Annotated in this window: 20 protein-coding genes and 1 pseudogene; 7 read left to right on the forward strand and 14 right to left on the reverse strand. The window is 62.5% G+C overall.

Annotation, left to right across the window (positions count from 1 at the left end; translation table 11 throughout):
* The first annotated feature begins 270 nt into the window (after positions 1 to 270).
* Entirely contained in the window at positions 271 to 1,455 is a 1,185-nt protein-coding gene (locus tag V1273_RS24775) for a radical SAM protein (protein ID WP_334411183.1), read from the forward strand.
* A 46-nt stretch (positions 1,456 to 1,501) separates the two neighbouring features.
* Here the strand turns inward: V1273_RS24775 and V1273_RS24780 are convergent, their stop codons facing one another.
* The 4 genes from V1273_RS24780 to V1273_RS24795 form a co-directional block, all read right to left on the reverse strand.
* Positions 1,502 to 3,013: a tripartite tricarboxylate transporter permease gene (locus tag V1273_RS24780; RefSeq protein ID WP_334411184.1), complete on the reverse strand. Its 1,512-nt coding sequence runs from the start codon at positions 3,011 to 3,013 to the stop codon at positions 1,502 to 1,504.
* Positions 3,014 to 3,049: 36 nt separating this feature from the next.
* Entirely contained in the window at positions 3,050 to 3,592 is a 543-nt protein-coding gene (locus V1273_RS24785) for a tripartite tricarboxylate transporter TctB family protein (RefSeq protein WP_334411185.1), read from the reverse strand.
* 61 nt (positions 3,593 to 3,653) lie between these two features.
* Entirely contained in the window at positions 3,654 to 4,757 is a 1,104-nt protein-coding gene (mtnA, locus tag V1273_RS24790; RefSeq protein ID WP_334411186.1) for an S-methyl-5-thioribose-1-phosphate isomerase, read from the reverse strand.
* Between the two features lie 41 nt (positions 4,758 to 4,798).
* Positions 4,799 to 5,674 carry an S-methyl-5'-thioadenosine phosphorylase gene (locus V1273_RS24795; protein ID WP_028347262.1) on the reverse strand — a complete coding sequence of 292 codons (876 nt, stop codon included), beginning with the start codon at positions 5,672 to 5,674 and terminating at the stop codon, positions 4,799 to 4,801.
* Between the two features lie 91 nt (positions 5,675 to 5,765).
* Here V1273_RS24795 and V1273_RS24800 point away from each other — a divergent pair, with 91 nt between their 5' ends.
* On the forward strand, positions 5,766 to 6,416 hold the full coding sequence (locus V1273_RS24800) for a class II aldolase/adducin family protein (RefSeq protein WP_213284853.1): 651 nt from the start codon (positions 5,766 to 5,768) through the stop codon (positions 6,414 to 6,416).
* 5 nt (positions 6,417 to 6,421) lie between these two features.
* Here the strand turns inward: V1273_RS24800 and V1273_RS24805 are convergent, their stop codons facing one another.
* Positions 6,422 to 7,408 carry a Bug family tripartite tricarboxylate transporter substrate binding protein gene (locus tag V1273_RS24805; RefSeq protein ID WP_334411187.1) on the reverse strand — a complete coding sequence of 329 codons (987 nt, stop codon included), beginning with the start codon at positions 7,406 to 7,408 and terminating at the stop codon, positions 6,422 to 6,424.
* Positions 7,409 to 7,661: 253 nt separating this feature from the next.
* On the opposite strand from V1273_RS24805, the gene V1273_RS24810 reads away from it, so the two are divergent.
* Positions 7,662 to 8,033 (forward strand): hypothetical protein, encoded by a 372-nt coding sequence (locus V1273_RS24810; protein WP_334411188.1) that lies wholly within the window; start codon positions 7,662 to 7,664, stop codon positions 8,031 to 8,033.
* 46 nt (positions 8,034 to 8,079) lie between these two features.
* A complete protein-coding gene (locus V1273_RS24815; RefSeq protein WP_213253380.1) occupies positions 8,080 to 8,409 on the forward strand; it encodes a hypothetical protein in 330 nt (109 codons plus the stop codon).
* A gap of 26 nt (positions 8,410 to 8,435) precedes the next feature.
* Here V1273_RS24815 and V1273_RS24820 read toward each other — a convergent pair whose 3' ends face one another.
* The 3 genes from V1273_RS24820 to V1273_RS24830 form a co-directional block, all read right to left on the reverse strand.
* Complete coding sequence (locus V1273_RS24820) at positions 8,436 to 9,233, reverse strand: enoyl-CoA hydratase/isomerase family protein (RefSeq protein WP_334411189.1); 798 nt, start codon at positions 9,231 to 9,233, stop codon at positions 8,436 to 8,438.
* Positions 9,234 to 9,269: 36 nt separating this feature from the next.
* Positions 9,270 to 10,469, reverse strand: coding sequence for a pyridoxal-phosphate-dependent aminotransferase family protein (locus V1273_RS24825; protein WP_334411190.1), 1,200 nt, complete (start codon positions 10,467 to 10,469; stop codon positions 9,270 to 9,272).
* A 141-nt stretch (positions 10,470 to 10,610) separates the two neighbouring features.
* A complete protein-coding gene (locus V1273_RS24830; protein WP_334363886.1) occupies positions 10,611 to 11,813 on the reverse strand; it encodes a pyridoxal-phosphate-dependent aminotransferase family protein in 1,203 nt (400 codons plus the stop codon).
* 134 nt (positions 11,814 to 11,947) lie between these two features.
* On the opposite strand from V1273_RS24830, the gene V1273_RS24835 reads away from it, so the two are divergent.
* From V1273_RS24835 to V1273_RS24845, 3 genes and pseudogenes are all read left to right on the forward strand, one after another.
* Positions 11,948 to 12,697 (forward strand): GntR family transcriptional regulator, encoded by a 750-nt coding sequence (locus V1273_RS24835; RefSeq protein ID WP_334411191.1) that lies wholly within the window; start codon positions 11,948 to 11,950, stop codon positions 12,695 to 12,697.
* Positions 12,698 to 12,794: 97 nt separating this feature from the next.
* Positions 12,795 to 15,738 (forward strand): annotated as a pseudogene (locus V1273_RS24840) (FAD-binding and (Fe-S)-binding domain-containing protein).
* A 28-nt stretch (positions 15,739 to 15,766) separates the two neighbouring features.
* Complete coding sequence (locus V1273_RS24845; protein WP_334411192.1) at positions 15,767 to 16,195, forward strand: GlcG/HbpS family heme-binding protein; 429 nt, start codon at positions 15,767 to 15,769, stop codon at positions 16,193 to 16,195.
* 206 nt (positions 16,196 to 16,401) lie between these two features.
* Here V1273_RS24845 and V1273_RS24850 read toward each other — a convergent pair whose 3' ends face one another.
* The 6 genes from V1273_RS24850 to V1273_RS24875 form a co-directional block, all read right to left on the reverse strand.
* Positions 16,402 to 16,926, reverse strand: coding sequence for a D-glycero-alpha-D-manno-heptose-1,7-bisphosphate 7-phosphatase (locus V1273_RS24850; protein WP_334411193.1), 525 nt, complete (start codon positions 16,924 to 16,926; stop codon positions 16,402 to 16,404).
* A gap of 680 nt (positions 16,927 to 17,606) precedes the next feature.
* Positions 17,607 to 18,389 carry an enoyl-CoA hydratase/isomerase family protein gene (locus tag V1273_RS24855; protein ID WP_334411194.1) on the reverse strand — a complete coding sequence of 261 codons (783 nt, stop codon included), beginning with the start codon at positions 18,387 to 18,389 and terminating at the stop codon, positions 17,607 to 17,609.
* Between the two features lie 66 nt (positions 18,390 to 18,455).
* Positions 18,456 to 20,564 (reverse strand): molybdopterin oxidoreductase family protein, encoded by a 2,109-nt coding sequence (locus V1273_RS24860; RefSeq protein WP_334411196.1) that lies wholly within the window; start codon positions 20,562 to 20,564, stop codon positions 18,456 to 18,458.
* Positions 20,565 to 20,648: 84 nt separating this feature from the next.
* Positions 20,649 to 21,401: a 3-oxoacyl-ACP reductase family protein gene (locus tag V1273_RS24865; RefSeq protein WP_334411198.1), complete on the reverse strand. Its 753-nt coding sequence runs from the start codon at positions 21,399 to 21,401 to the stop codon at positions 20,649 to 20,651.
* A gap of 6 nt (positions 21,402 to 21,407) precedes the next feature.
* Positions 21,408 to 22,781, reverse strand: coding sequence for an MmgE/PrpD family protein (locus V1273_RS24870; RefSeq protein WP_334411199.1), 1,374 nt, complete (start codon positions 22,779 to 22,781; stop codon positions 21,408 to 21,410).
* A gap of 5 nt (positions 22,782 to 22,786) precedes the next feature.
* A complete protein-coding gene (locus V1273_RS24875; protein WP_334411201.1) occupies positions 22,787 to 23,848 on the reverse strand; it encodes an ABC transporter substrate-binding protein in 1,062 nt (353 codons plus the stop codon).
* Positions 23,849 to 23,902: the final 54 nt, after the last annotated feature.

The raw sequence follows: 23,902 nt of genomic DNA on the forward strand, positions 1-23,902 counted from the left end.
GTTGCCTTCAGACGAGGGGCATTTGCCAAAGGACCGCGTGCAGGCGCCTTTCGCAGGGCTGGATATGCTCCGGGCGCGGGCGCGTTCCGCAGAGGGGGGTTTGTCCGAGGATACTAGACCATAGCGTTTTCGAGCGAAGTGGACGCCGGTTCGCGTGAAGAAAACGCGTCAAAACAGGAATCTAGAGCTTCGGCTCTGATTCAATCAGAAAACCGAAAAGCTCTAGTCGAAGGCTAGTCGTCGTTTCATCCAGTCCATTTCGGTGCCGGCATGTCGGCTGATGATTCAGATTCCGCCGCCTTTCAGGAACAGCCTATCACGCAGTTGCTGGTCAAGGTAGCGACAAGATGCAACATTGATTGCTCCTATTGCTATTGGTTCCGCGACGCGGCTGTCTACGATAAGCCGAAGCTGATGAAGACCCACGTGCTGCATCAACTGCTGCAGCGCATCGAGCAGCATGTCGCCAGACACTCCCTTGTCGATTTTCCCATCGTTCTGCACGGCGGCGAGCCCCTGCTGTGGGGCGTTGAGAATTTCCACCATTTCGCCGCGGCCTGTGAGGACATTTCATCACGAACAGGCTGCGAAATACCGATCTCGGTCACAACCAACGGCGTGCTGATCGATGATGAGTGGCTGGATTGCTTCGAGACGCGCAACATCTCGGTCGCGATCAGTCTTGATGGACCGGCACATATTCACGACATTCACCGCCGCACGTTTCAAGGCACAGGTACCCACGCTGCGGTGGAACGCGCCACCCGCATGCTGCTGTCACGCGACATTGGCGTAGTGGCATTGGCCGTCTGCAACCCCGCCTACCCGCCGGCGCAGTATGTCGATTTTTTCGCTGCTTGCGGGATTTCAAACTATGACATCATGATCCCCGATGCGACGGTGGATGAGAAGCTGGCATCCATTGCCTCGTTCTACAATGGTCTGCTCGACTTGTGGCTGGCGGCCAATCGCAGTGCACCGACAACCAATATCCGGATCATCTCCGACATGATCACTGCCCTGCTCGGCAACGCTTCGCCCACCGAAGGCGTAGGCCACAAGCCCATCGAACTCTGCACCGTCATGACCGATGGCACCGTGGAAGCTCACGATGTGTTGCGGATCGCAGGCGATGGATTCACCCAGACCAAGTTCAACATCTTCGATCATGCCATCGACGAAGTCAGGAACGAGCGTCGCTGGAAGGCGGCGCGCGATGCTTCAATCCATCTTTGCGCGAAGTGCCGACAGTGCAAGTTCATGAACGCCTGCGGCGGCGGCTATCTTCCGCATCGTTTCTCCAGGCAAAATGGTTACGACAATCCGTCGGTCTATTGCGACGATCTCTATTCGATGTTTGAGAACATGCAATCCATACTCGAAAGCCATCTCTACGTCAGCAAGCCAGGTGGCGAACGCATCAACGTCCGCGAGGCGAGCCACGCACTCGGTTAGGGCGCGCACTCGCGCGACCCCACGGGCTGGCAACGACGGCGTCTTGCTACGCCTTCGCCGGCCGCAACATGCGCGTGACGCTGGCGAACGCCTTGTCGATGACGGGCCAGAACAGCAACACGATCGCCAGTGTCGTGATCGAGCCGACCAGGCCATTCGACCAGAACACCTTCAAATCGCCGCCGGCGCCGATCATCGACAGGCGAAACGCATCCTCGGCGCGGTTGCCGAGCACCAGCGCCAGCGTGAACGGCGCGAGCGGAATGCCGATCTTCTTGAAGACGTAGCCGACGACGCCGAAGCCCAGCATCAGCCAGATGTCGAAGATCGCGTTCTGGATCGCGTAGGCACCGATCGCGCAGGACACCACGATCATCGGTGCTACGGCGGCGAACGGGACGCGCAGGACGGATGCGAAGATCGGCACCGTCGTCAGCACCAGCACGAGGCCGACGACGTTGCCGAGATACATCGACGCAATCAGGCCCCAGACGAAATCCTTGTGCTCGACGAACAGCAGCGGCCCGGGATTGAGCCCCCACACCATCAAGCCGCCGAGCAGGATCGCCGCGGTGCCCGAGCCCGGGATGCCGAGCGCGAGCATCGGCAGCAGCGCCGCGGTGCCGGAGGCGTGCGCCGCGGTCTCCGGCGCGAACACGCCCTCGATGCGGCCCTTGCCAAAGCTGTCCCGGTCCTTGGAGAAGCGCTTGGCGAGGTTGTACCCCATGAAGGACGCCGCAATCGCGCCGCCCGGCGTAATGCCGAGCCAGCAGCCGATGAAGGACGAGCGGAACAGCGTCACCCAGTATTTCGGCAGGTCCTTCCACACCGACAGCACCACGCGCAAGGAGATGCCGGCGGCGTGGCCGCGCAGCGCCAGCCGCTCCTCCATCGTGAGCAGGATCTCGCTGATGCCGAACAGGCCGATCACCGCGACCAGGAAGTTGACGCCGCGCAACAGCTCCGCCGAATCGAAGGTCATGCGCAACTGGCCGGACACGGTGTCCATGCCGATGCCCGCGAGCAAGAGACCGAGCGACATCGAAATGACGGTCTTGTGCTTGGCCTCGCGGCCGAGCCCGACAAAGGAGCAGAAGGTGAGCAGATACACCGCGAAGAATTCGGGCGGTCCGAATCTCAGCGCGAACGAGGAGATCATCGGCGCCAGGAACGTAATCAGCATCACCGCGACCAGCGAGCCGATGAACGACGAAGTGAAGGCCGCGGTCAGCGCTTCCGCCGCCCTGCCCTGCTGCGCCATCGGGTAACCGTCGAAGGTGGTCGCGACCGACCAGGCTTCGCCCGGAATGTTGAACAGGATCGAGGTGATGGCGCCGCCGAACAGCGCACCCCAGTAGATGCAGGACAGCATCACGATCGCCGAGGTCGGGTCCATCGTGAACGTCAGGGGCAGCAGGATCGCGACGCCGTTCGGACCGCCGAGGCCGGGCAGCACGCCGACGAAAATGCCGAGCACCAGCCCGGTCATCATCAGGAGCAGCGTCTTCCAGGTCAGCAGCACGGCGAAGCCGTGCATCAAGAGGCCCAAGGCTTCCATTTACGGGGCTTCCATGGCTTGTGTCCCACCGACCGGTTAGCGGCCGAGCGCCGCTTCGAGCGGGCCCTTTGGCATGATGACGTCGAAGGCGACGTCGAAGGTCACGAACATCGCAGCGGTGAACACGACGGCGGTGAGCAGCGACTTCCACAACGCGATCTTGCCGACCAGACGCATGAAGCAGGAGATCAAAAGGAAGCTTGCGACATAGAGCCCGAGGAATTGCGTGGCGAGGCAGAACAGAACCGTCGGCACGAACACCGCCATCACGCGGCGAAGCTGCGCTTGCGTCACGAAGGATTCGGAGGCTTCCCGGCGCGACAGGAACGCCGCAACCAGGCCGTAGAGGCTGGCGCCACCGAGGATGATCGACAGGTAGAACGGAAAATAGCCGGGCTGCGGACCGGTGGATTCCCAGCCCGCGCCCGTCCGCCAGTTGTCGTACCCGAGCGTCAGCGCAAGCGCGAGAAGCAGAAGGCAGACGGCCACGTCGACCACCCGAACGCTCGCCATCTGAGGCGAGTCCGCCTCCGGCGCGGTCGGATCCTCGACGACAATTTCGATGTCGGTATTGGACATGGAGACGGTGCCCCCCCGGTACGACAGCCCTAAACGGGGATACGTGCCGACGTCGCCGGCGTCAATGTCCGGCGCTGCGCTCCGGAAATGCGCTCGCAAGTGCAGCACGATCGGGCCGCAGCAGGCCGCGTTCGGTGATCAAACCCGTCACCAACCGCGCCGGCGTGACGTCGAAGGCGTAATTGGCAACCGGCGAGCCGTCGGGAACCACGCGCACGGTCTCGACGCGCCCGTCAGTGGTGCGGCCGGTCATGGTCGCCACCTCCTCGGTGTTGCGCTGTTCAATCGGAATCTGCCTGATGCCGTCATCGATGCTGAAATCGATGGTGGGCGACGGCAGTGCAACATAGAACGGCACGCCGTTGTCATGGGCGGCGAGCGCCTTCAGATAGGTGCCGATCTTGTTGCAGACATCGCCACTGGCCGTCACCCGGTCGGTGCCAACGATCGCGAGGTCGACCATGTGGTGCTGCATCAGATGGCCGCCGGTGTTGTCGGGGATCACCGTGTGCGGCACGCCGTGGTGCCCGAGTTCCCAGGCAGTCAGCGAAGCGCCCTGATTGCGCGGCCGGGTCTCGTCAACCCAGACATGGACCTTCAGGCCGCTATCGTGGGCGAGGTAGATCGGCGCCGTGGCCGTGCCCCAGTCCACCGTCGCGAGCCAGCCGGCATTGCAATGGGTCAGGATATTGATCGGCTCGCCCGGCTGCTTCGTTGCCGCGATCTGTTCGATCAACGCCAGACCATGCCGGCCGATCCCCTGGTTGATCGCGACGTCCTCATCGGCGATTTCGCCGGCGCGCTGGTAGGCTGCCGCGACGCGTTCCGACGCCGGCAGCGGCCGAAGCAAGCGCGCCATCTCGTCGAGCGCCCATTTCAGGTTGATCGCCGTCGGCCGTGCCGCCAGCAGCATGGCATAGGCGCGATCGAGCGCCGCATCGGAAGCGTCAGTGCGCATGGCGAGCGCCATGCCGTAAGCCGCAGTCGCGCCGATCAGCGGCGCGCCGCGCACCAGCATGGAGCGGATGGCCTCGGTCGCATCCGCGGCGCTCGCGATACGCGCCACCACGAATTCATGCGGCAATCGCCGCTGGTCGATCGCGCTGACCGTCCAGCCGTCGTCCTCGAGCCAGATGCTGCGAAAATGCCGGCCATCGACCTTCATGTCCTACGCCCTTCGCGTCGTGCGCCCGCTGGAAGACATCCTCACGACCGTAGCACCCTTCCGGCCACGGCATCGAGCTTGGCGAGCAATTCTGCATCGCGCGCTTCCGGCGCCGTGATCAGGGCGGTGTCCAGCGCCTTGTCCGAGCCGATCGGGCACGGCTCATGCTCACGCGGGAAATCCCGGGCGAGACGCGCAACCAGCGCCTTGGCCTTGCCGGCATTCGAGTTCAGCACGCGAATGATATCCTGCACGGTGACCGCCTCATGATGAGGATGCCAGCAATCGTAATCGGTGACCATCGCCACGCTGGCGTAGCAGATCTCGGCCTCGCGGGCGAGTTTTGCCTCGGGCATGTTGGTCATGCCAATCACCGAATGACCCTGCGCCTTATAAGTCTGGCTCTCCGCGAGGCTGGAGAACTGCGGCCCTTCCATGCAGACATAGGTGCCGCCCCGCACCGCCGCGATCCCCTCAGCCTCGGCCGCTGCCGCCAGATGCACATGCAGCCGCGGCGAAACCGGATGGGCCATCGAGACATGGGCGACGCAACCCTTGCCGAAGAACGAGCTCTCACGGCGATAGGTGCGGTCGACGAACTGATCGACCAGCACAAACGTGCCGGGCGGCAGTTCCTCCTTGAAGGAGCCACAGGCCGACAGCGAAACCAGGTCGGTAACCCCTGCCCGTTTCAGCACGTCGATATTGGCGCGGTAGTTGATGTCGGAGGGCGAGAGCACATGCCCCTTGCCATGGCGCGGCAGGAACGCGACCGGCAGCCCGGCGATGATGCCGCGCATCAGCGGCGCGGACGGCTCGCCCCACGGGCTGTTGATGGTTTCCTCGCGGACATCCTCGAGCCCCGGCAGGTCGTAGATGCCGGATCCGCCGATGATGCCAAGCACGGCACGCGTCATGACTTCTCCCACTTACGATTACACGGAAGATGTTCGACTATACTGCGCCGCAATAATCAAGCATTGTCGCACGGTTGCAAGAGGCCACAAAATGCCGACCAGGAACGACCGGGAAAAACGTCAATCCATCATCGATGCCTGCCTGCGCATGACTGCACTCGGCATCAATCAAGGGACGTCGGGCAATATCAGCCTGCGCCACGGCGATGGTATGCTGATCACCCCGACCAGCACGCCCTACGAGGCGATGAAGCCCGAGCAGATCGTCTACATGCACCTCGACGGCAACCACGATCCCGCCCAGCGCCCATCAAGCGAGTGGCGGTTTCACCGCGACATCCTCAAGGCCCGCCCGGAGGTGCAGGCGATCGTCCACGCCCATCCGCCCTACTCGACCATGCTGGCGATCATGGGCATGGAGATTCCGCCGGTGCACTACATGGTGGCCGTCGCCGGTGGCGACACCATCCGCTGCGCGCCGTATGCGACCTTCGGCACCCAGGAGCTCTCCGAACACGCCGTCCGCGCGCTGGAGGGACGGCTGGCCTGCCTGCTCGAACATCACGGCATGATCGCGATCGGGCCGTCACTGGCAAAGGCGATGTGGCTTGCAGTCGAGGTCGAAACGCTGGCGCGGCAATATCACGGCTGCCTGCAGATCGGCACGCCGCCATTGCTGTCAAGTGCGGAAATCGAAAAAGTCCGCCTCCGCATGGCCGGATACGGCCACGCGGAGGAGTAATCGCGTTACTTCGCGACGAAGCCCGCTTCCTTCATGAGCGAGGCATTCAGCTTGTCGTCCTCTTCGAGGAATTTCAGCATGTCCTTGCCGGTCAGGAAGATCGGCTTGAGCGCCTGCTTCTCCATATAGTCCTTGTATTCCGGCGTCTGCGTCACCTTCTGGAACAGGTCGACATAGAACGCCTGCTGCTCCGGCGTCACCTTGCCGGGCAGGAACATCGCGCGCAGCATCAGGTACTGCACGTCGAGCCCTTCCTCCTTGCAGGTCGGGACGTCGTTCCAGGACTGCGTCTCCGTGACCTTGGCTTTGTAGGAAATGCGCTCCTTGTCGAACACGCACAGCGCGCGGACCTGTCCGGCGCGCCAGACTTCGAGGTTTTCAGACGGGTTATTGACATTGGCTTCGGTGTGCTTGCCGACAAGCTGCGTCGCCGCCTCGCCGCCGGACTTGTAGGGCAGATAGGAGAATTTTGCGCCGGTCTTCTGCTCCATGAAAACCGTCAACACATGGTCCTCGCGCTTGGAGCCGGTGCCGCCCATCTTGAACGGCGAGTTCGCCGCCTTGGCGGCGGCGATGAAATCCTTCACCGTCTTCGGACCCTCGGCATTGTCCCACAGCACGAACTGGTCGAGCGCGACCACCGACACCGGCGTCAGGTCACGCCAGTTGAACGGGATCTTGGCCGACAGCGGCAGCATGTAGATCAGGGAATAGGCGACCAGCACCTTGTTGGGATCGCCGTCGCTGGATTTCATGTACATCAGCGCCTCGGCGCCGGACGCCCCGCCCTTGAGCGACACAACCATCGGCTGCTTCATCAAATTGTTCTTTTGGATCGCCGCCTGCATCATCCGCGCCATCTGGTCGGAGGCACCGCCGGCGCCGGCCGCGACCACGATTTCCACCGGCTTGGTCGGCTCCCAAGCGGCAAACGCAGGGGTGGTTGCGATCAGGGCCGTCAAGGCGGCCGCGGCTTTGAGGATCTGTCCCACGAGTTTCTTCCCTATGTATTTGCAAGACCTGGAAAATCAGATCTGTCTGGTTGCCACATCTTGCGAGCGAACCGATCAGAGTTCAAGCTGCACCGCAATGTGCCGCCCATGACCTTGGCATCAGGTGCAAATCCTTCCTGTAAGAGGGCCTCAGCTACCAACAGCCGAATCCAATCTCGCCGCTTTTCCATTGTGCGGCGGCGAGCGGGCCCGTTTAATGCACGCTACAAGAAACAGGAGGAGGAGAGACTGAATGAGAAGGATTTTGGTGACTGCCCTCATGGGTGCGGCGCTGACCCTCGCGGGGTGCGGACGGGATCCAGGACCGAAAGGAGATACCGGCCCACAAGGACCGGCCGGGCCGCAGGGCGTGCAGGGCTTGCAAGGCGTGCCCGGCCCTCAAGGGCAACAGGGTCCCCAAGGGCCACAGGGACCGCAGGGTGTACCCGGTCCGAAAGGCGATCCCGGACCGGCTGGCGCTTCCATCAGGTCGGTTCAGGCCAGCGGCGAGGTCGGCTGCGATGCAAATGAAAACCTGGTGTCGGTGTTCTGTCCGTCAGGCGGTGTCCCCGATGGCGCCAAGTGCGGCACCGGTCCGGCCGTTGGTCTTTGTCTCAAGAAGTAGCGCCCGGTTGCGCTACGATCCGACGAATAATGGTCGGCGAAAAAGCATGAAAGCGTTCGCGATTGGTTTTCTCCTGGCTTGCCTTGCCACCACCGCGGACGCCGGCTCCTCAATAATTGGTGCGGGCTCTCAAACCTGCACGGCTTGGACCAACCGCAAGAAGAATGCGGTCGTCAAAGGAAGCTTTGAATCCTGGCTGGTTGGATTTATCAGCGGCCTGAACATCAGCGGCGAGCGGGACATGGTGGGTGGCGGCGACTTCGATGCGATCATCGCGTGGATGGATCAACGTTGCCTCACCACGCCCTCAGACAGAATAGGTATCGCGGCGCTCGACCTCGGTATGGAATTGGCCAAGAAGGCCGCCAAACCATAGTGCGCGGTTCTGAACGCTTGGGTACCCTATTTGCCCTTCCAGTTCGGCGAGCGCTTGTTGAGGAACGCGTCCATTCCCTCGCGGAAGTCCTCGCTCATATAGGCGCGAAGGATCAGGTCCTCGCCCTCGTCACGCGTCAATGTCCGCCGGATGCGGCGCACCGCTTCCTTGGTGACTTCGATCGTGATCGGCGCATGGCTCGCAACGAGCTTCGCAGTCTCGTCGGCGCGGCGCTGCAACGTTGCGACATCGGGCACCACCTCATTGAGCAGCCCGAGCGCCAACGCTTCCGGCGCTTCCACCAGTCGCGCCTTGAAGATCAGGTCCTTGGTCCGCGCGGGGCCGACCAGCGAAACCAGCCTGGAGATATTGGACATCGACAGGCAATTGCCGAGTGTACGCGCGATCGGAAAGCCGATCCGCGTTGTCGCGGTACCGATGCGGATGTCGCAGCACGCCGCAATCCCGGCCCCGCCGCCAGTGCAGGCGCCGGCAATCGCCGCGATCGTCGGCACCCGGCAGGCCTCCAGCGCACCGAGCACGCGGTCGATCCGCGCCTCATAGTCGAGCGCGTCCTGTGCGGTCTTGAAGGCGCGGAACTGCGAAATGTCGGTGCCCGATGCGAACGCCTTGTCGCCGGCGCCGGTCAAGATCATCGCCTTGATCGAGCGATCGTTGTTGATGGTCTCGCAGATCGCCGCCATCTGCTCGTACATGGCAAAGGTCAGCGCGTTGCGCGCCTGCGGACGGTTGAACGTCAGCCGGGCGATGCCGTCCTCGACGGAATAGATCAGGTCTTCGGTCGAAGCTACCGGAGCGTTCATAGCAGCTCTCTCTATTTTTGTTTCGGTCAAACAGGCTCAGGCAACGGCGGCCTTCGGCATCGCCACGACGTCGCGTCCCTTGAGCACTTCCATCGCCGCCAGCACGCCACCGCCGCGATGCGGCACCTTGGCGAGATCGAGACCCATCTCGACACCCGCCAGCGTGCCCATCAGCATCAGGTCGTTGAAGTGTCCGATATGGCCGATCCGGAACACCTTGCCCTTGATCTTGTTCAGGCCGGTGCCGAGCGACATATCGAAGTTTTCCAGCACGACCTTGCGGAAGTTGTCGGCGTCATGGCCTTCCGGCATGACGACGCCGGTCAGCGCGGGCGAATGCGCGCCCTGCTCCTGACATTGCGTTTCCAGCCCCCACACCTTGATGGCCGCGCGCGTCGCGGCGCTGTGGCGCTTGTGGCGGGCGAAGACATTCTCGAGGCCCTCCTCCTCGAGCATCTTGACCGCTTCGCGCAGCCCGAACAGCAGGTTCGTTGCCGGCGTGTAGGGCCAGGTGCCCGCCATGTTGATCGCGATGACTTCCTGCCAGTCCCAATAAGAGCGCATCGCGGGATTGGCCTTCGCCACCGCGAGCGCCTTTTCCGAGATGGCGTTGAAGCCGAGACCCGGCGGCAGCATCAGGCCTTTCTGCGCCCCAGCGACCGAGACGTCGATGCCCCAGGCGTCGTGCTCATATTCCAGCGATCCCAGACCAGAGATGGTGTCGACCATCAAGAGCGCGGGATGGTTGACGCGGTCGAGAACCTTGCGGACGTCCTGCGGATGGGTGACGCAGCCGGTCGAAGTCTCGTTGTGGACCACGCATACGGCCTTGACCTTGTGCGCCTTGTCGGCCGACAGCCGCGCCTCAATCTGCTCGAGGTCTGCGCCATGACGCCAGTCACCGGGAATGAAATCCACGTCGAGCTTGAATTTGTCAGCGATGCCGCGCCACAACACGGCAAACTGCCCAGTCTCCGCCATCAGCACTTTGTCGCCCGGCTGCAGCGTATTGACGAGTGCCGCCTCCCATGCGCCCGTGCCGGACGACGGATAGATGATAACCGGCTGTTTGGTGCGGAACACCCGCTGCATGGCCGCCAGCACGGCATGACCAACCTCGGCGAACTCGGGACCCCGGTGGTCCATGGTCGGCATGTCCATGGCGCGCAGCACCCGGTCCGGCACGTTGGTCGGTCCCGGAATCTGCAGAAAATGCCTTCCAGTATGCACAGTCATGGGCGTCCTTCCCGGTATTGCCTTGGCGTTTCGAGCCGCTCGAATATCACCATTCGGCGGGCTTGTCGCCCGCCGGACGCAGCACGTCAATGCGCAAGGAGCAGGGCTGGAGCGGCGTCGCCGGCAGGCGCGACCCGCTGGCTAGCTGCCGACGACCTTGAGATGCGCCGGGGAATTGCCTTGGGGACGCTGCTCCAGATACTTCATCGCGGCATCGACCCCGCCGGCCCGGTACGGAATGCCCGCGACCGACAATCCCATCTCCACGCCCGTCAGCGCAGCGAGCAAGGTCAGCTCGTTGCATTCGCCGAGATGACCAATGCGGAATACCTTGCCAGCCACCTTCGACAGTCCGGAGCCGAGCGACATGTTGAAGTTGTCGAGCACCACCTTGCGGAACTGGTCCGCGTCATGCCCCGGCGGCATCAGCACGGCGGTGAGCACTGGGGAAAAGTCCCTTGGCTCCTGGCACAGCACCTCCAGTCCCCAGTGATTGACGGCGGCACGCGTAGCAGCGGCGAGCCGCTGATGGCGCGCGAAGACCTTGTCGAGCCCCTCCTCAAGCAACATCGCAACGGCCTCGCGCAGGCCGTAGAGCAGGTTGGTCGCCGGGGTATAGGGAAAGAAGCCATTCGCATTCGGCTTCAGCATTTCCTCCCAATCCCAATACGACCGCGGCATTTTGTTGGTCTTGGCTGCAGCGCGGGCCTTGTCCGAGATTGCGTTGAAGCCCAAACCGGGCGGCAACATGAACCCTTTCTGCGAGCAGCTCACGCTGACGTCGACCTTCCATTCGTCGTGCCGGTACTCGACCGATCCCAGCGAGGAGATGGTGTCGACCATCAGCAAGGCCGGATGACCGACCCGGTCCATCGCGGCGCGGATTTCGCCGATCCGGCTGGTCGAACCCGTCGACGTTTCGTTGTGGACGACCATCACGGCCTTGAGTGCATGCGATGTGTCGCGCGCCAACCTTTCTTCGATGACCGCCGGATCAGCGCCACGACGCCAGTCGCCTGGCAAGAAGTCGACGTCAATTCCCCAGCGTCCCGCCATCTGGCGCCACAGGGTCGCGAAATGGCCGGTCTCCACCATCAGAACCTTGTCGCCAGGCGATAGCGTGTTGACGATGGCGGCTTCCCAGGCCCCTGTCCCCGACGACGGGAAGATCACCACCGGTCCCGAGGTCTGGAAAATCTTCTGGCTGCCGCCGAGCACGGCCCGCCCGAGTTCGGCGAACTGGGCGCTGCGGTGGTCGATCACGGGCATGTCCATCGCGCGAAGAACGCGGTCCGGGACCGGACTGGGCCCTGGAATCTGCAGAAAATGACGTCCTTGCTGCATGAAAACCTCCCACTAGGCCCCGCCTCTTGATAGTGCCGGCCTCATTTTGCATTCATCTTTTATCTTTTCAATGCTAATTTGGCATTCGATCTGAAACGTCGACGCCGCAGATTTGGCAAACTACGGTTATGCAAATGAAATCAATGATTCCCGAAGATGGGGCGCCGATCGCCCAATCCGCGTCCGGCAGCGGCGCCGACCGGCAGGAACCATCACTGCACGGGGAAATTTTGCTGCGCCTTCGCGACCATGTCGTTGAGGGCAACATTCCGGAAGGCGCGCGGGTTCCGGAGCGGCAGCTTTGTGAAATGCTCGGCATTTCAAGAACGCCGCTGCGCGAGGCGCTGAAAGTTCTGGCCGCAGAGGGCCTGATCGAGCTCCTGCCCAACCGCGGCGCGCGGATACGTCAGCTCAGCCAGCGCGACCTGGAGGAGCTTTTCGACGTGATGGCCGGCCTGGAAAGCCTGGCCGGGCGCCTAGCCTGCGAAGCCATCACCGACGAGGAAATCGCGGAAATCGAGCGGCTGCACTACAAAATGTACGGCCATTACCTGCACCGCGACATGCACGGCTATTTTCAGATCAACCAGCGCATCCACGAGAGCATTGTCGCCGCTGCGCGCAACGAGACCCTGCGCACGGCCTACGCCAACTTCGCCGGCCGGATTCGCCGTGTCCGCTACTCCGCCAACTTCGCCCGCAAGCGGCAGCGCTGGGCGGAGGCCATGCGCGAGCACGAAGCGATCCTGGATGCGTTGCGTCGCCGCGCCGGAAGCGAGCTGAGCGATATCCTGTTCGAGCATTTGCGTAACAAGCGGACCGCCGCTATCGAGCACTTGGCTGAAGCACGGGACGCCACCGCAGCCACGGCTGCGGAGGGCTAATCTTGCCGATTATGAATTCATAAGCTGGTTCATTCGATGAAAAAGTGCATAACCGTGTCGAAGGGGTAGCCCCCTCTTGGATCACTTTGGATTTGGGATGAAGAACGCCTCAACGCTCGAGCGACGTTTGCGGTCAAACATGGCGGGCGATGTCCTGTTCGACGTCTTCAACCGCGGCCGCTACGCAACTGACGCCTCCTTCTATCAAATCCTGCCGCTCGGCGTGGTGGTGCCCCGGACCATGGACGAGGCGATGCGGGCACTTGCCATCGCAAGCGATGAGGGCCGGATCGTCACCCCGCGTGGCGGCGGGACGGCGCAGTGCGGCCAGACGGTCAACGACGGGATCGTTGTCGACTTCTCCAAACACCTGAACCGCATCCTGTCGCTCGATGTAGAAAACCGCACCTGCGTGGTCGAGCCCGGCATCGTGCTCGATGATCTCAACCGCCAGCTCAAAAAGCACGGGCTCTGGTTTCCGGTCGACGTCTCGACCGCCTCCCGCGCCACCATCGGCGGTATGGCCGGCAACAATTCCTGCGGCGGCCGTTCGCTGCGCTACGGCACCATGCGCGACAACACGCTGTCGATGGATGCGGCGCTGGCCGACGGCACGCTTTTGCATTTCGGCGAGGTGCCGCGGGATCTGGCGCGGGTGAATTCGCCCCAGAGCGGGCTTGCGCTGTTCCGCGACATGCTCGATCTCGGCGAGCGCGAGGCCGCCGAGATCTCCGAGCGGTTTCCAAAGGTGCAGCGCCGCGTCGGCGGCTACAATCTCGATGCGCTGGTGCCGCGCAATGCGCCCAACAACATGGCGCACCTGTTGGTCGGCTCCGAAGGCACGCTGGCCTTCACGACGCAGGTTGAGCTCAAGCTGTGGCCTGTGATCCGCAACAAGGTGCTTGGCGTCTGCCATTTCGGCAGCTTCTATGAGGCGATGGATGCCGCCCAGCATCTGGTGAAGCTGCGGCCGATTGCCGTCGAATTGGTCGACCGTACCATGATTGCGCTCGGCCGCGAGATTGCGATGTTCCAGCCGATCATTGCCACGGCCGTGCGCGGCGATCCCGATGCGGTGCTGGTTGTCGAATTCGCCGAGGAAGATCAGGCCGAGAATTTGCATCGGCTGAAGCAACTCGGCGAACTGATGGCCGATCTCGGCTTCGGCTGGGACAGGCCACAACGCAAATGGGGCGGCGTGGTCGAGATCACGGAGCCAGGCTTGCAGACCGGCATCGCCGATTTCCGCGCCGCCGGCCTTAACGTGATGATGTCGATGAAGCAGGAGGGCAAGCCGGTCTCCTTCGTCGAGGATTGCGCCGTGCCACTGCCGCACCTCGCCGACTACACCGAGCGACTCAACGCCATCTTCGCCAAGCACGGCACCCGCGGCACCATGTATGCGCATGCCTCCGAAGGTTGTCTGCATGTGCGGCCCGTCCTCAATTTGAAGCTTGAGAAGGACGTCAAGGCGATGCGCGCCATCGCCGAAGAAACATTCGAGATGGTTCGCGAGTACAAGGGCTCGCACTCCGGCGAGCATGGCGACGGACTGGTTCGCTCCGAATTCCACGAAGCGATGTTCGGCTCGCGCATTGTTGCCGATTTCAGGGAGGTCAAGCAGCGCTTCGATCCGGACAATTTGCTCAACCCCGGCAAGATCGTCGATCCGCCAAAAATGGACGACCGCTCGCTGTTCCGCTATCGGCCGGACTATCGTGTGGCTGAGCTCAAGACCGTGCTCGACTGGTCGGCTTATCCGGGCGCCGGCGGCGGCTTTCAGGGCGCGGTCGAGATGTGCAACAACAACGGCGCCTGCCGGAAGCTCGAGGGCGGCGTGATGTGCCCGTCCTACCGCGCGACCCGCAACGAGAAGGACGTTACGCGAGGCCGCGCCAATACGCTGCGACTGGCGATCTCGGGACAGTTGGGTCCTGACGCGCTGGCCTCCGACGAGATGATGGAGACACTCAAGCTCTGCGTGTCCTGCAAGGCCTGCCGCCATGAATGCCCGACCGGCGTCGATATGGCCAAGATGAAGATCGAGGTGCTGGCTGCACGCGCGGCAAAACATGGTCTTTCGTTGCGCGACCGGCTGGTCGGGCATCTGCCGCGCTACGCGGACCTGGCGTCCCGCTTCGCTTCGATCGCCAACTGGCGCAACAGCAGTCCGATATTGCGCAAATTGTTCGAAAAATTTGCCGGCATCAGCGCGAAGCGCGCCCTGCCCGCGTTCCGCCGCGACGTGTTCAGGCCGGAAGCCGAGATCTTCGGTCCGGCAGATGGCCGCGAGATCGTGCTGTTCGCCGACACGTTTAATCGTGTTTACGAGCGGGAGAATCTCGACGCTGCGCTACGCGTTCTGGTCGAAGCCGGATACCGTGTCCACTTGCCGAGACCGACAGATCGCGCCCGGCCGCTGTGCTGCGGGCGGACCTTCCTTTCGGCGGGTCTGGTCGATCAGGCGCGCAGCGAGTTGAACCGGCTGGTCGCCACCTATGCGCCGTTCGCCGCGCGCGGCGTGCCGATCGTCGGGCTGGAGCCAAGCTGTCTCCTGACGCTGCGCGACGAACTGCTGTCGCTGCGCTCGGACGATGACGCCAAGAGCGTCAGCGCGCATGCATTGCTGTTCGAGGAATTCCTGGTTCGTGAGGCAGAGGCCGGCCGGCTCAAGCTACCGCTTGGCGCCATGCCGGCGAAAGCGTTGGTGCATGGCCACTGCCACCAAAAATCGTTCGGCGCGTTCAAGCCGGTCGAGAAGGTGCTGCGTCTCATTCCCGACCTCGGCGTCGAAACTATCGAGTCCAGTTGCTGCGGCATGGCTGGCGCCTTCGGCTACGGCGCCGACACCTATCAGGCCTCGATGGAGATGGCTGAGCTGTCGCTGCTACCGGCGGTGCGCCCGCGCCGATACCGCCACGCTGATCGTTGCTGACGGCACCTCATGCCGCCATCAGATCAAGGATGGCACCAACCGTGCATCACTGCATGTCGCCCGGGTGCTCGCGATGAGCCTCGACAGCGCGCAATCCAACCGTTAATCCTGCCTAATCGCAAAGGAATTCATTTATGGCTGAGCTCACTCTCGACGTCGCCCGCAAGATTCTCGATGCCGCGCTTGCCAAAGGCGTCGAGAAGAAGCTGAAGCCGCTGGTCATCACCATTCTGGACGCCCGCGGCTGCGTGAAGGTCACGGCGGCGCAGGACGGCACCAGCCTGATGCGGGCCGAGATTGCGCACGGCAAGGCCTATGGCGCGCTCGCAATGGGCATGGGATCGCGCGCATTGTTCCAGCGGGCCCAGGAGCAAGCTTATTTCGTCGGCGCGGTGAATGCGCTGGCACAGGGGCGCCTAGTGCCGGTGCCGGGCGGCGTGCTGATCATGGACGGCACGACGTTGCTCGGCGCAATCGGCGTCAGTGGCGACACGTCCGATAATGACGAGACTTGCGCGATCACCGGCATCGAGGCCGTCGGACTGAAGGCAAATGCGGGGTAACGGTCGGGCGTCGTCGATTGATCTCATTTAGCTGACGCCTCGCGCGTTGCGAGAACGCTAGCTCACCGCAATCGAAACGACATCGGCTTCCGCCGCACCGTTGCGGATTTCGATCGCGAAAGACGATCCGCACCGGTCATAGGGATTCGGCTTAGCGAGCGAGCGCGGAGTGTCCTCCGCGCCGGCCTCGATCGACACATCTGATGCTACAACGAATGCAGATCCCTGTTTAGCGCCAATATCGATTTCAAAAACTGCGCTAAGTTGTGCCCCGGAAACAAATACCCTTTTATGCCAGCAGCCTGCGCTGCTTCTAGATCGGTGGGCTTGTCGCCTATCAGAATGCTGCGACTGACGTCCACCGGAAAGCGCTCCACGAGATCCTTGATCATCCCTGGTGCAGGCTTGCGTCGCGGACTTACTCGACGGTATCGCTCTATCGCTGCCTCGGGATGGTAAGGGCAGTACTCGAATGCATCTATGTGCGCACCGATCTTGGCCAGGTCATTTTCCATCCACTTATGCAACGCTTCTACGTGAGTTTCCTCGTAAAGACCTCTAGCTACTCCCGACTGGTTAGTAATCACGAACACAAAATATCCAGCACCATTAGCAACTTTGACCGCTTCGCGCGCTCCCTCAATCCATTTCAGCCGACTAATCTCGAAAACATAGCCGTGGTCCTCATTGAGCACCCCATCTCGATCAAAGAAAATCGCTGGTCTTTTCATTTCATCGCCTAAGAAAAGCAGGAAAGGATTTTGGTGAAGATCGCTGATGCATTTGTTGATGTTCGAGGACTTTGGCTGGCAATTACCCGAGGGAGCCCCCCTCGGGGAATGAGATTTCAAAGCACGATGTCGTTGGAATAGCGAGGTATTATTTCCCATATTCTGAGCGGAGCCGGGGTCCGGGATTCGACTAATTTCGAGCAAGGAACTTGCGACAATGTTGCATGAGAATCGACACTTAGCCTTCCGCTGCGCGCTCATAGCTGCCCCGGTGTTGTCCGTGAGCCGCTATGGAACCGTCCTAATCGCGACAGAATTCGGCTCAGGTTCCACTTCAATCTGTTCCCGTGCCTACCCTTTCGAGTGCCGACTATGCGTACCCTTGGTATTTCCGCGATCGTCATCGCTGTAGCCCTTGCCACACTTTCGATCATTTTCGTCGGACTGGCTCACGACAATGGGTGGTCGGGTGGCCCCGCCTGCTCGATGGCGGCGAGCCTTTGCCGCCAGCCGTCCCTCTTGGCCATCCCGGTATTGGCGACCATGGCTTGGGGTCTAATGTTGATGACAGAGAAATAAGGCCGCTTCGGTTTGCGGCCTCTTGAGTCCCCTGACGGTCTCAGCCTCCATTCCTTGCGTGGTCGAAGGCGTCAGCTTGCCTTCGCGGACTTACAATCGAGCTATTTGGCGGGCCACGCAGGCTTTCGCTTCTCGCTGAAAGCCCTCAGCCCTTCCTTGGCGTCTTCCGTCATCGCCAATAGCGCAATCTGGCTTTCGGTATAGGCGATGCTTTCGTCGAACGACATCGAGGCGATCGCCCGCATCGCATATTTGCCGCGCCGGATCGCCGTCGGCGACTTGTCGACGATGCGGCTGACCAGCCAGTCGACCTTGGCGTCGAGTTCGGCCGCCGGCACCACGTAGTTCAGGAGCCCGGCAGCCAGTGCCGCGTGCGCATCAAACGGCTCGCCGGTCAGCGACCACTCGCTGACCAGCCGCTTCGGCGCGATGGACTGCAGCAAGCTCAATACCTGCATCGGGAATACGCCGACTTTCACCTCGGGCAAACCGAAGATGACGTGATCGGCGGCGACCGCCATGTCGGTCATGCACAACAGCCCCATACCGCCGGCCATGCAGACGCCCCCGACCCGCGCGATCGCGGGCTTGGTGGCATTTTGCGACAGCCTCAGCAAATCGGCGTAATCGACATTCGGCCGCGAATAGTCCATCGCAAAGGCCGCACCACTGTTCTGCAGGTCGGCGCCGGCGCAGAACGCCTTGTCACCTGCCCCTGTCAGGACGATGACGCGGACGTCCTTGTCGTCATGCGCGTCGCGATAGCCGCGGGCGATGCCAGCGACCACATCGGCATTGATGGCGTTGCGCTTGTCCGGGCGGTTGATGGTGATCCAGAACGCCTGCCCGCGCTTTTCGTTTATCACACTCGTCATGTCGGTCATTGTCCCGCTCGCCTTTTTGCCGTGGCAAGCATTTGCAGCAGGATGACGGTGGACTGCAAGAGCGATCTAACGCTTGCGCCCACTGGCTGACGTCGCCTTTTTCACCCAGACCTTGTTGTCATGAAACGCCGCGCCGCCGACCGGCGCGACGGCTTCGGCCCCGGTCAGCATGTTGATGCCCTGACCACCGATATGAGCCTTGTTGGGATGAATGGATTCCGCGACCAGCACGCCACGGCGCAGGCCATCGAATAGCCGCGCGGTCAACGTCGTTTCGCCGCGCGTGTTGCCAAGCATGACGGCATCGCCGTCAGCAATCCCGAGTGACGCCGCATCCTCGGGATGGATCATGACGGTCGGACTGCCCTCGCGCGCGATCGACGACGGGGTTTCGTTGAAGCTGGTATTGAGGAAGCTGCGCGACGGACTGGTGGCGAGCCGGAACGGATGCGCCTCATCCGCTTCCTCGATGACCGTCCAGTGGTCCGGCAGCGACGGCATCTGCTCCCACGGACCGAGGCCAGGCTTGCCGGACGGAGGATTCGCCCAATCGGCCTTGAAGTGGAACTTCTTGTCCGGGTGCGCAAAACCGTCGAGATAATGGGAGGTTCGAAAATCCGGTTGGATATCGCGCCAAATATCCGCCTCTAGCGTCTCGATATCGCCGTGACCGCTCTTCTTCAGCGTCGCGTCGATCAGTTCGCGCGGCGTCATCTCAAATCCGGGATGCACGGCATTGAGGCGGCGGCCGAGGCCCTGCAGCACCTCATGGTTGGAACGGCACTCGCCGGGCGGATCGATCAGCTTCGCGCCCACTGAAATATGCTGATGGCCGCCGCCGTAATAGAGGTCATCATGTTCCATGAACATGGTGGCTGGAAGCACGATGTCGGCCATGACCGCCGTCTCGGTCATGAACTGCTCATGCACCGCGACGAACAGGTCCTCGCGCGCAAAGCCCCGGCGCACCAGCGCCTGTTCGGGGGCCACCGTCACGGGATTGGTGTTCTGAATCAGCATTGCCTTGACGGGACCGCCGCCTTTCAAGGCGTCGGCATCGCCGGTGAGGATGCGTCCAATTTTTGATTGGTCGAGCCAGCGGGTCGTGGGATCGATCGCATCGTGGCCCTCGATGATGGATTCGTTGAACTGCCAGATCGAAGCATTGTTGAAGAATGCGCCGCCGCCTTCGTATTGCCAGGCACCCGTCACCGCCGGGATGCACAGCGCCGCATGCATCTGCGTGGCACCGTTGCGGCTGCGGGTGAAGCCATAGCCGAGGCGGAAGAACGCGCGCTTGGTCTGGCCGACCAGGCGCGCAAACGCCTCGATCTCCTCGACCGGTACGCCCGAGATGTTCGAAGCCCAATCCGGCGTGCGCGTCGCCAGATGCGCCTCGAGTTCGTCGGGGCAGTCGGTATAACGATCCATATAGGCGCGATCCGCGTACCCTTCGCGGAACAGCACGTGCATGACGCCGCAGGCGAACGCGCCGTCGGTCCCCGGCCGAAGCAATATCTTGATATCGGCCTGCTTCATGGTGTCGTTGTTGTAGACGTCGACCGCCGCGATTTTGGCGCCGCGCTCCTTGCGGGCACGTGAGGCATGCGTCATCACGTTGACTTGGGTGTTCACCGGATTGGTGCCCCAGATCACGACGAGATCGGAGACGCCCATCTCGCGCGGATCGACGCCGGCGATTTTGCCAGTGCCGATGGCGAAACCGACACGCGCGATGTTGGCGCAGATCGTCGAGTAGAAGCGCGAGTACTTCTTCACATGCGCCAGGCGATTGATGCCGTCGCGCATGACGAGCCCCATGGTACCGGCATAGTAATAGGGCCAGACCGACTCAGCACCGAATTCACGCTCGGCCTGATCGAACCGCGCCGCGACTTCGTCCAGCGCCTCATCCCAGGAAATCCGCGCAAACTGACCGGAGCCCTTCGGTCCGGTGCGGCGCATCGGGTAGAGCAGCCGGTCGGGATGATGAATGCGCTCGGCGTAGCGCGCCACCTTGGCGCAGACGACGCCCGCCGTATAGGTCTGCTGCTTGGAGCCGCGGACCCGGCCGATCGAGCGCCCGTCGATCACTTCGATATCGAGCGCACAGGCCGACGGGCAATCGTGCGGACAGGTGGAATGGCGGATATCGACCTTGGCATGCTGGTTCATGCGTTTCTAGGTAACATCAAACACCGCGGTCGCCGAGAGGGTTTGTCCGACAGTACGTCTGCAAAAACGGCCTTTAGCCATGCATCAGGCGCCCAAATAGGCGCCGCCATTCGTATGGATCGCCTGCCCGTTGATGTAGCGCGCGCCAGACCCGCACAGGAAACGCACGGTTGCGGCGACGTCTTCCGGCAGTCCCCGATTGCCGCTGATGGTCTGATGGGTCAAGTGATGCGCCGGCTCCGGCTTATCCTTCGGCCGCGGCGTGCCGATCAGGCCGGGAACCACGCAGTTCACGGTGATGCCGTCATCAGCGAGGTCGTGCGCCAGCGCGCGGGTCAAGCCGATGATGCCAGCCTTCGCCGTCACTACATGCGCGCGATTTTTTGCCCCCGTGTGCGCGCTGAGGCCACCGATATTGACGATGGTCCCCGCGCCGGACTTTCGCAACGCCGGCAGGCAGGCCTTCACGCAGTGGAACGCGCCATCGAGTGTCACGTCGAGGATTTCGCGCCACGCCGCATAGTCCATCTCGGCGAACGGCTTTTCGCGCCGCAGCGCGGCGTTGTTGACGAGGATATCGATACGGCCGAATTGCTGCACGGCGGCATCCACCATGGCCTGCACTGCGTTAGCATCAGCGACGTCGCCGATATGAACCACCGCCCTGCTGCCGGCGGCCTCGATCTCCTGGGCGACTGCCTCCGCTTCGGTGCGGTTGCTGCGCGCGTTCACCACGACGAACGCGCCGCCCTCCGCCAGCGTCAGCGCAATCGCGCGGCCGATATTGCGGCCTGCGCCGGTGACAATGGCGACTTTGCCGGCGAGTTCTTTGGTCATGAGCCGCTACCCGCGCAATGAGGAAAGATCGATGTGGCCATCATACAGCCCCGCCATCAGCTTCAGCGCCGCGTCGCTTTGCGCGGCGCTCCAGCCGCCATGCTCGGCGTTGAGCAGGAACTTGTCGGTCACGTCCTGCCGCGTCAACGGCTCCTGCGCACCGCCGCGCAGGTACGGCTGCCGCTCTTCCACCACGCTGCCGTCGCGGAGCGTAGCGCGGATGTGGCCGGTGTAGTTGTTCGGATAGGGATTGTCCGGGTCGATCACGAATTTCACCTTGGCGGCCAGCGCCAGCACTTGCTGATCGCGGATCGCGCTTTCGGTGAACGCGGCAAGCCCGACCCCGCCATGCACGAAGCCGGTGGCCAGCAAATAAGGCACGGCGAATTTTGCGGCATACCCGTTGTGCGGATGCTGCTTGTCGGCCAATGGCTCCCACAGCCGATGCACCGTGCCCTCTGCCACCTCGCAGACAATCTCGGCGATATCCTCCGGTCTTACGCCACGTGCGGCCAATCGGCGCGCGCAATCGACATAGGGCTGCGCCATCGTTCCGCATGGATAGGGCTTGAACGCCAGTGTGTCCGTGACCCAGCGCGTACCGAAATCGCCGGTTAGTGCGGCGTAATCGCCCTCCGTGGTGTGCGCGAAGCCGTGGAATAGGCCGTGCACACCCTCGAACACCGTGCGCGGCCCGACGAACCCTCCCCGCGCCAACAGCGCCGCGCGGATGCCTGATTGCGCCGCCCATCCGGCATGCAGCCGTTTGGTCCAGGCGCCTTCGGCGAGGTATTCGATGATGCCGCCGGCCATGCTGCCGGCAATGCCGAGCGCATCGACGATCTGCCTGGCGTTGAGGCCAAGGACAGCACCGACGCCGGCGGCAGCGCCCATCGCGCCGAAGACCGCAGTCGGATGGAAGCCGGCCTTGTGAACCGCTTTGGGCACCACGAGACTCAGCCGACACAGCACTTCGGTGCCCACCGCAATCCCGATCAGCGCCATTCGGCCATCCGGGTTGTGCCGCTCGCAGACAGCAAGCACTGCCGGGACAATCACCGCGCCGGCATGCACCGGACCACCCTCAAAAGTGTCGTCGAAGTCCTCGCCATGCGCGGCGGTGCCGTTGACGAAGGCGGCGCCGGCCGCACTCAGCGTGCGCTTGTGCCCGATCGCCGTGCAGGGACCATCATCGTCGCAACCGGCCAGCGCACTTCCGACGTAGTCCTCGTTGCGCGCGGTAACGCACAGGCCGACCACGTCGATCAGCAGGTCCTCGCATTTGCGGACGGTTTCAGCCGGTAACGCACCAGGCTTCAGTGCGGCGATCCTTTCGGCAAGCGTTTCGGCGACCGAAATCCTGGGCAGTCCGGAGGCCATCCCGGTCAAATGCGAAAGATCTTGGTGTAGCGCGCCTTGATGGCCTCGCTTTCCTTCTCTACTGCCGCGGCGTCGTCCTTCATGGTCTTGATGTCTTTGAGCGGCTTGCGCCCTGCCTTCTCGACGGTTTGAGAATGCACCGAGCGCAGGCCACCGACATCGATGATCAATTGCTGGGCCTCCCGGCTGAGACTGAACGACTGGAACAGTCTTGCCGCATTGGGATTGGGTGCATCCTTGAAGACACCGTTCGGTCCGATGATCAGCGGCGAGCCCTCCGTGGCATAAATCGGCTCGACCGGACGACCCGCTTCCCTCATCTGGAAGATGTTGTATTCGTTGCCGTCGGCCATCACGGCGCGCTCGCCTAGATCGAGCTTCTTCGGCGGATCGGCCGACGACTGCACCTGCATGATGTTCTGCCTGGCGAGCTTTTCGAAGAAGCTCCAGCCGAGATCGCGCTGCATCTGGTAGGTCGCGGTCATGATGGTGCCGCTATAGCCCGGGTGTGCCTTGACGATCTTGCCTTTCCATTTGGGATCGAGCAGATCGGCAAAGCTCTTCGGCGCGTCCTCCGCTTTCACCAAGTTTGTGTTGTAGGCAATGATGCTGAGCCAGACGCGGAAGCTCGCAAACTGACCGTCCGGATCCTTGTGCTCGGCCGGATAGAATTTTGCGACGTCTTCCGGCACGTAAGGCGCCAGAATGCCGTCACGCTTCCAGACGATGAAATGCGCGGCGTCGGATGAGTTCACGATGTCGACGGCGTGGATGTTGCTGGAATATTCCTGGCCGATACGCTGGAACAAGCGCTCCGCGCCGGTGCGCTCGACACGCACCGCAATATCAGGATATTTCGCCTCGAACGCCTTGGCCAGCTTCTCCGCAACCGGCAAGTCGGTCGAGGTGTAATAGATGACCTTGCCTTCCTTCTTCGCCGCCTCGATCAGCGCGGGTGTGACCTCTTCCGGCGGCGGCGCAGCCGCCATGACGCGCGTGGAAAATGCTGCGCTTGCGAGAACGGCGCCCGTGCCCTTGAGCAGGTTGCGTCGCGAAATCGAATTCATTGGCGCTCCCATCTACATTTTGTCAGGCCTGTTCTGCGGGGCCTTTCCCCGGGC

Source organism: Bradyrhizobium sp. AZCC 1721 (assembly GCF_036924715.1).
Lineage (GTDB): Bacteria > Pseudomonadota > Alphaproteobacteria > Rhizobiales > Xanthobacteraceae > Bradyrhizobium.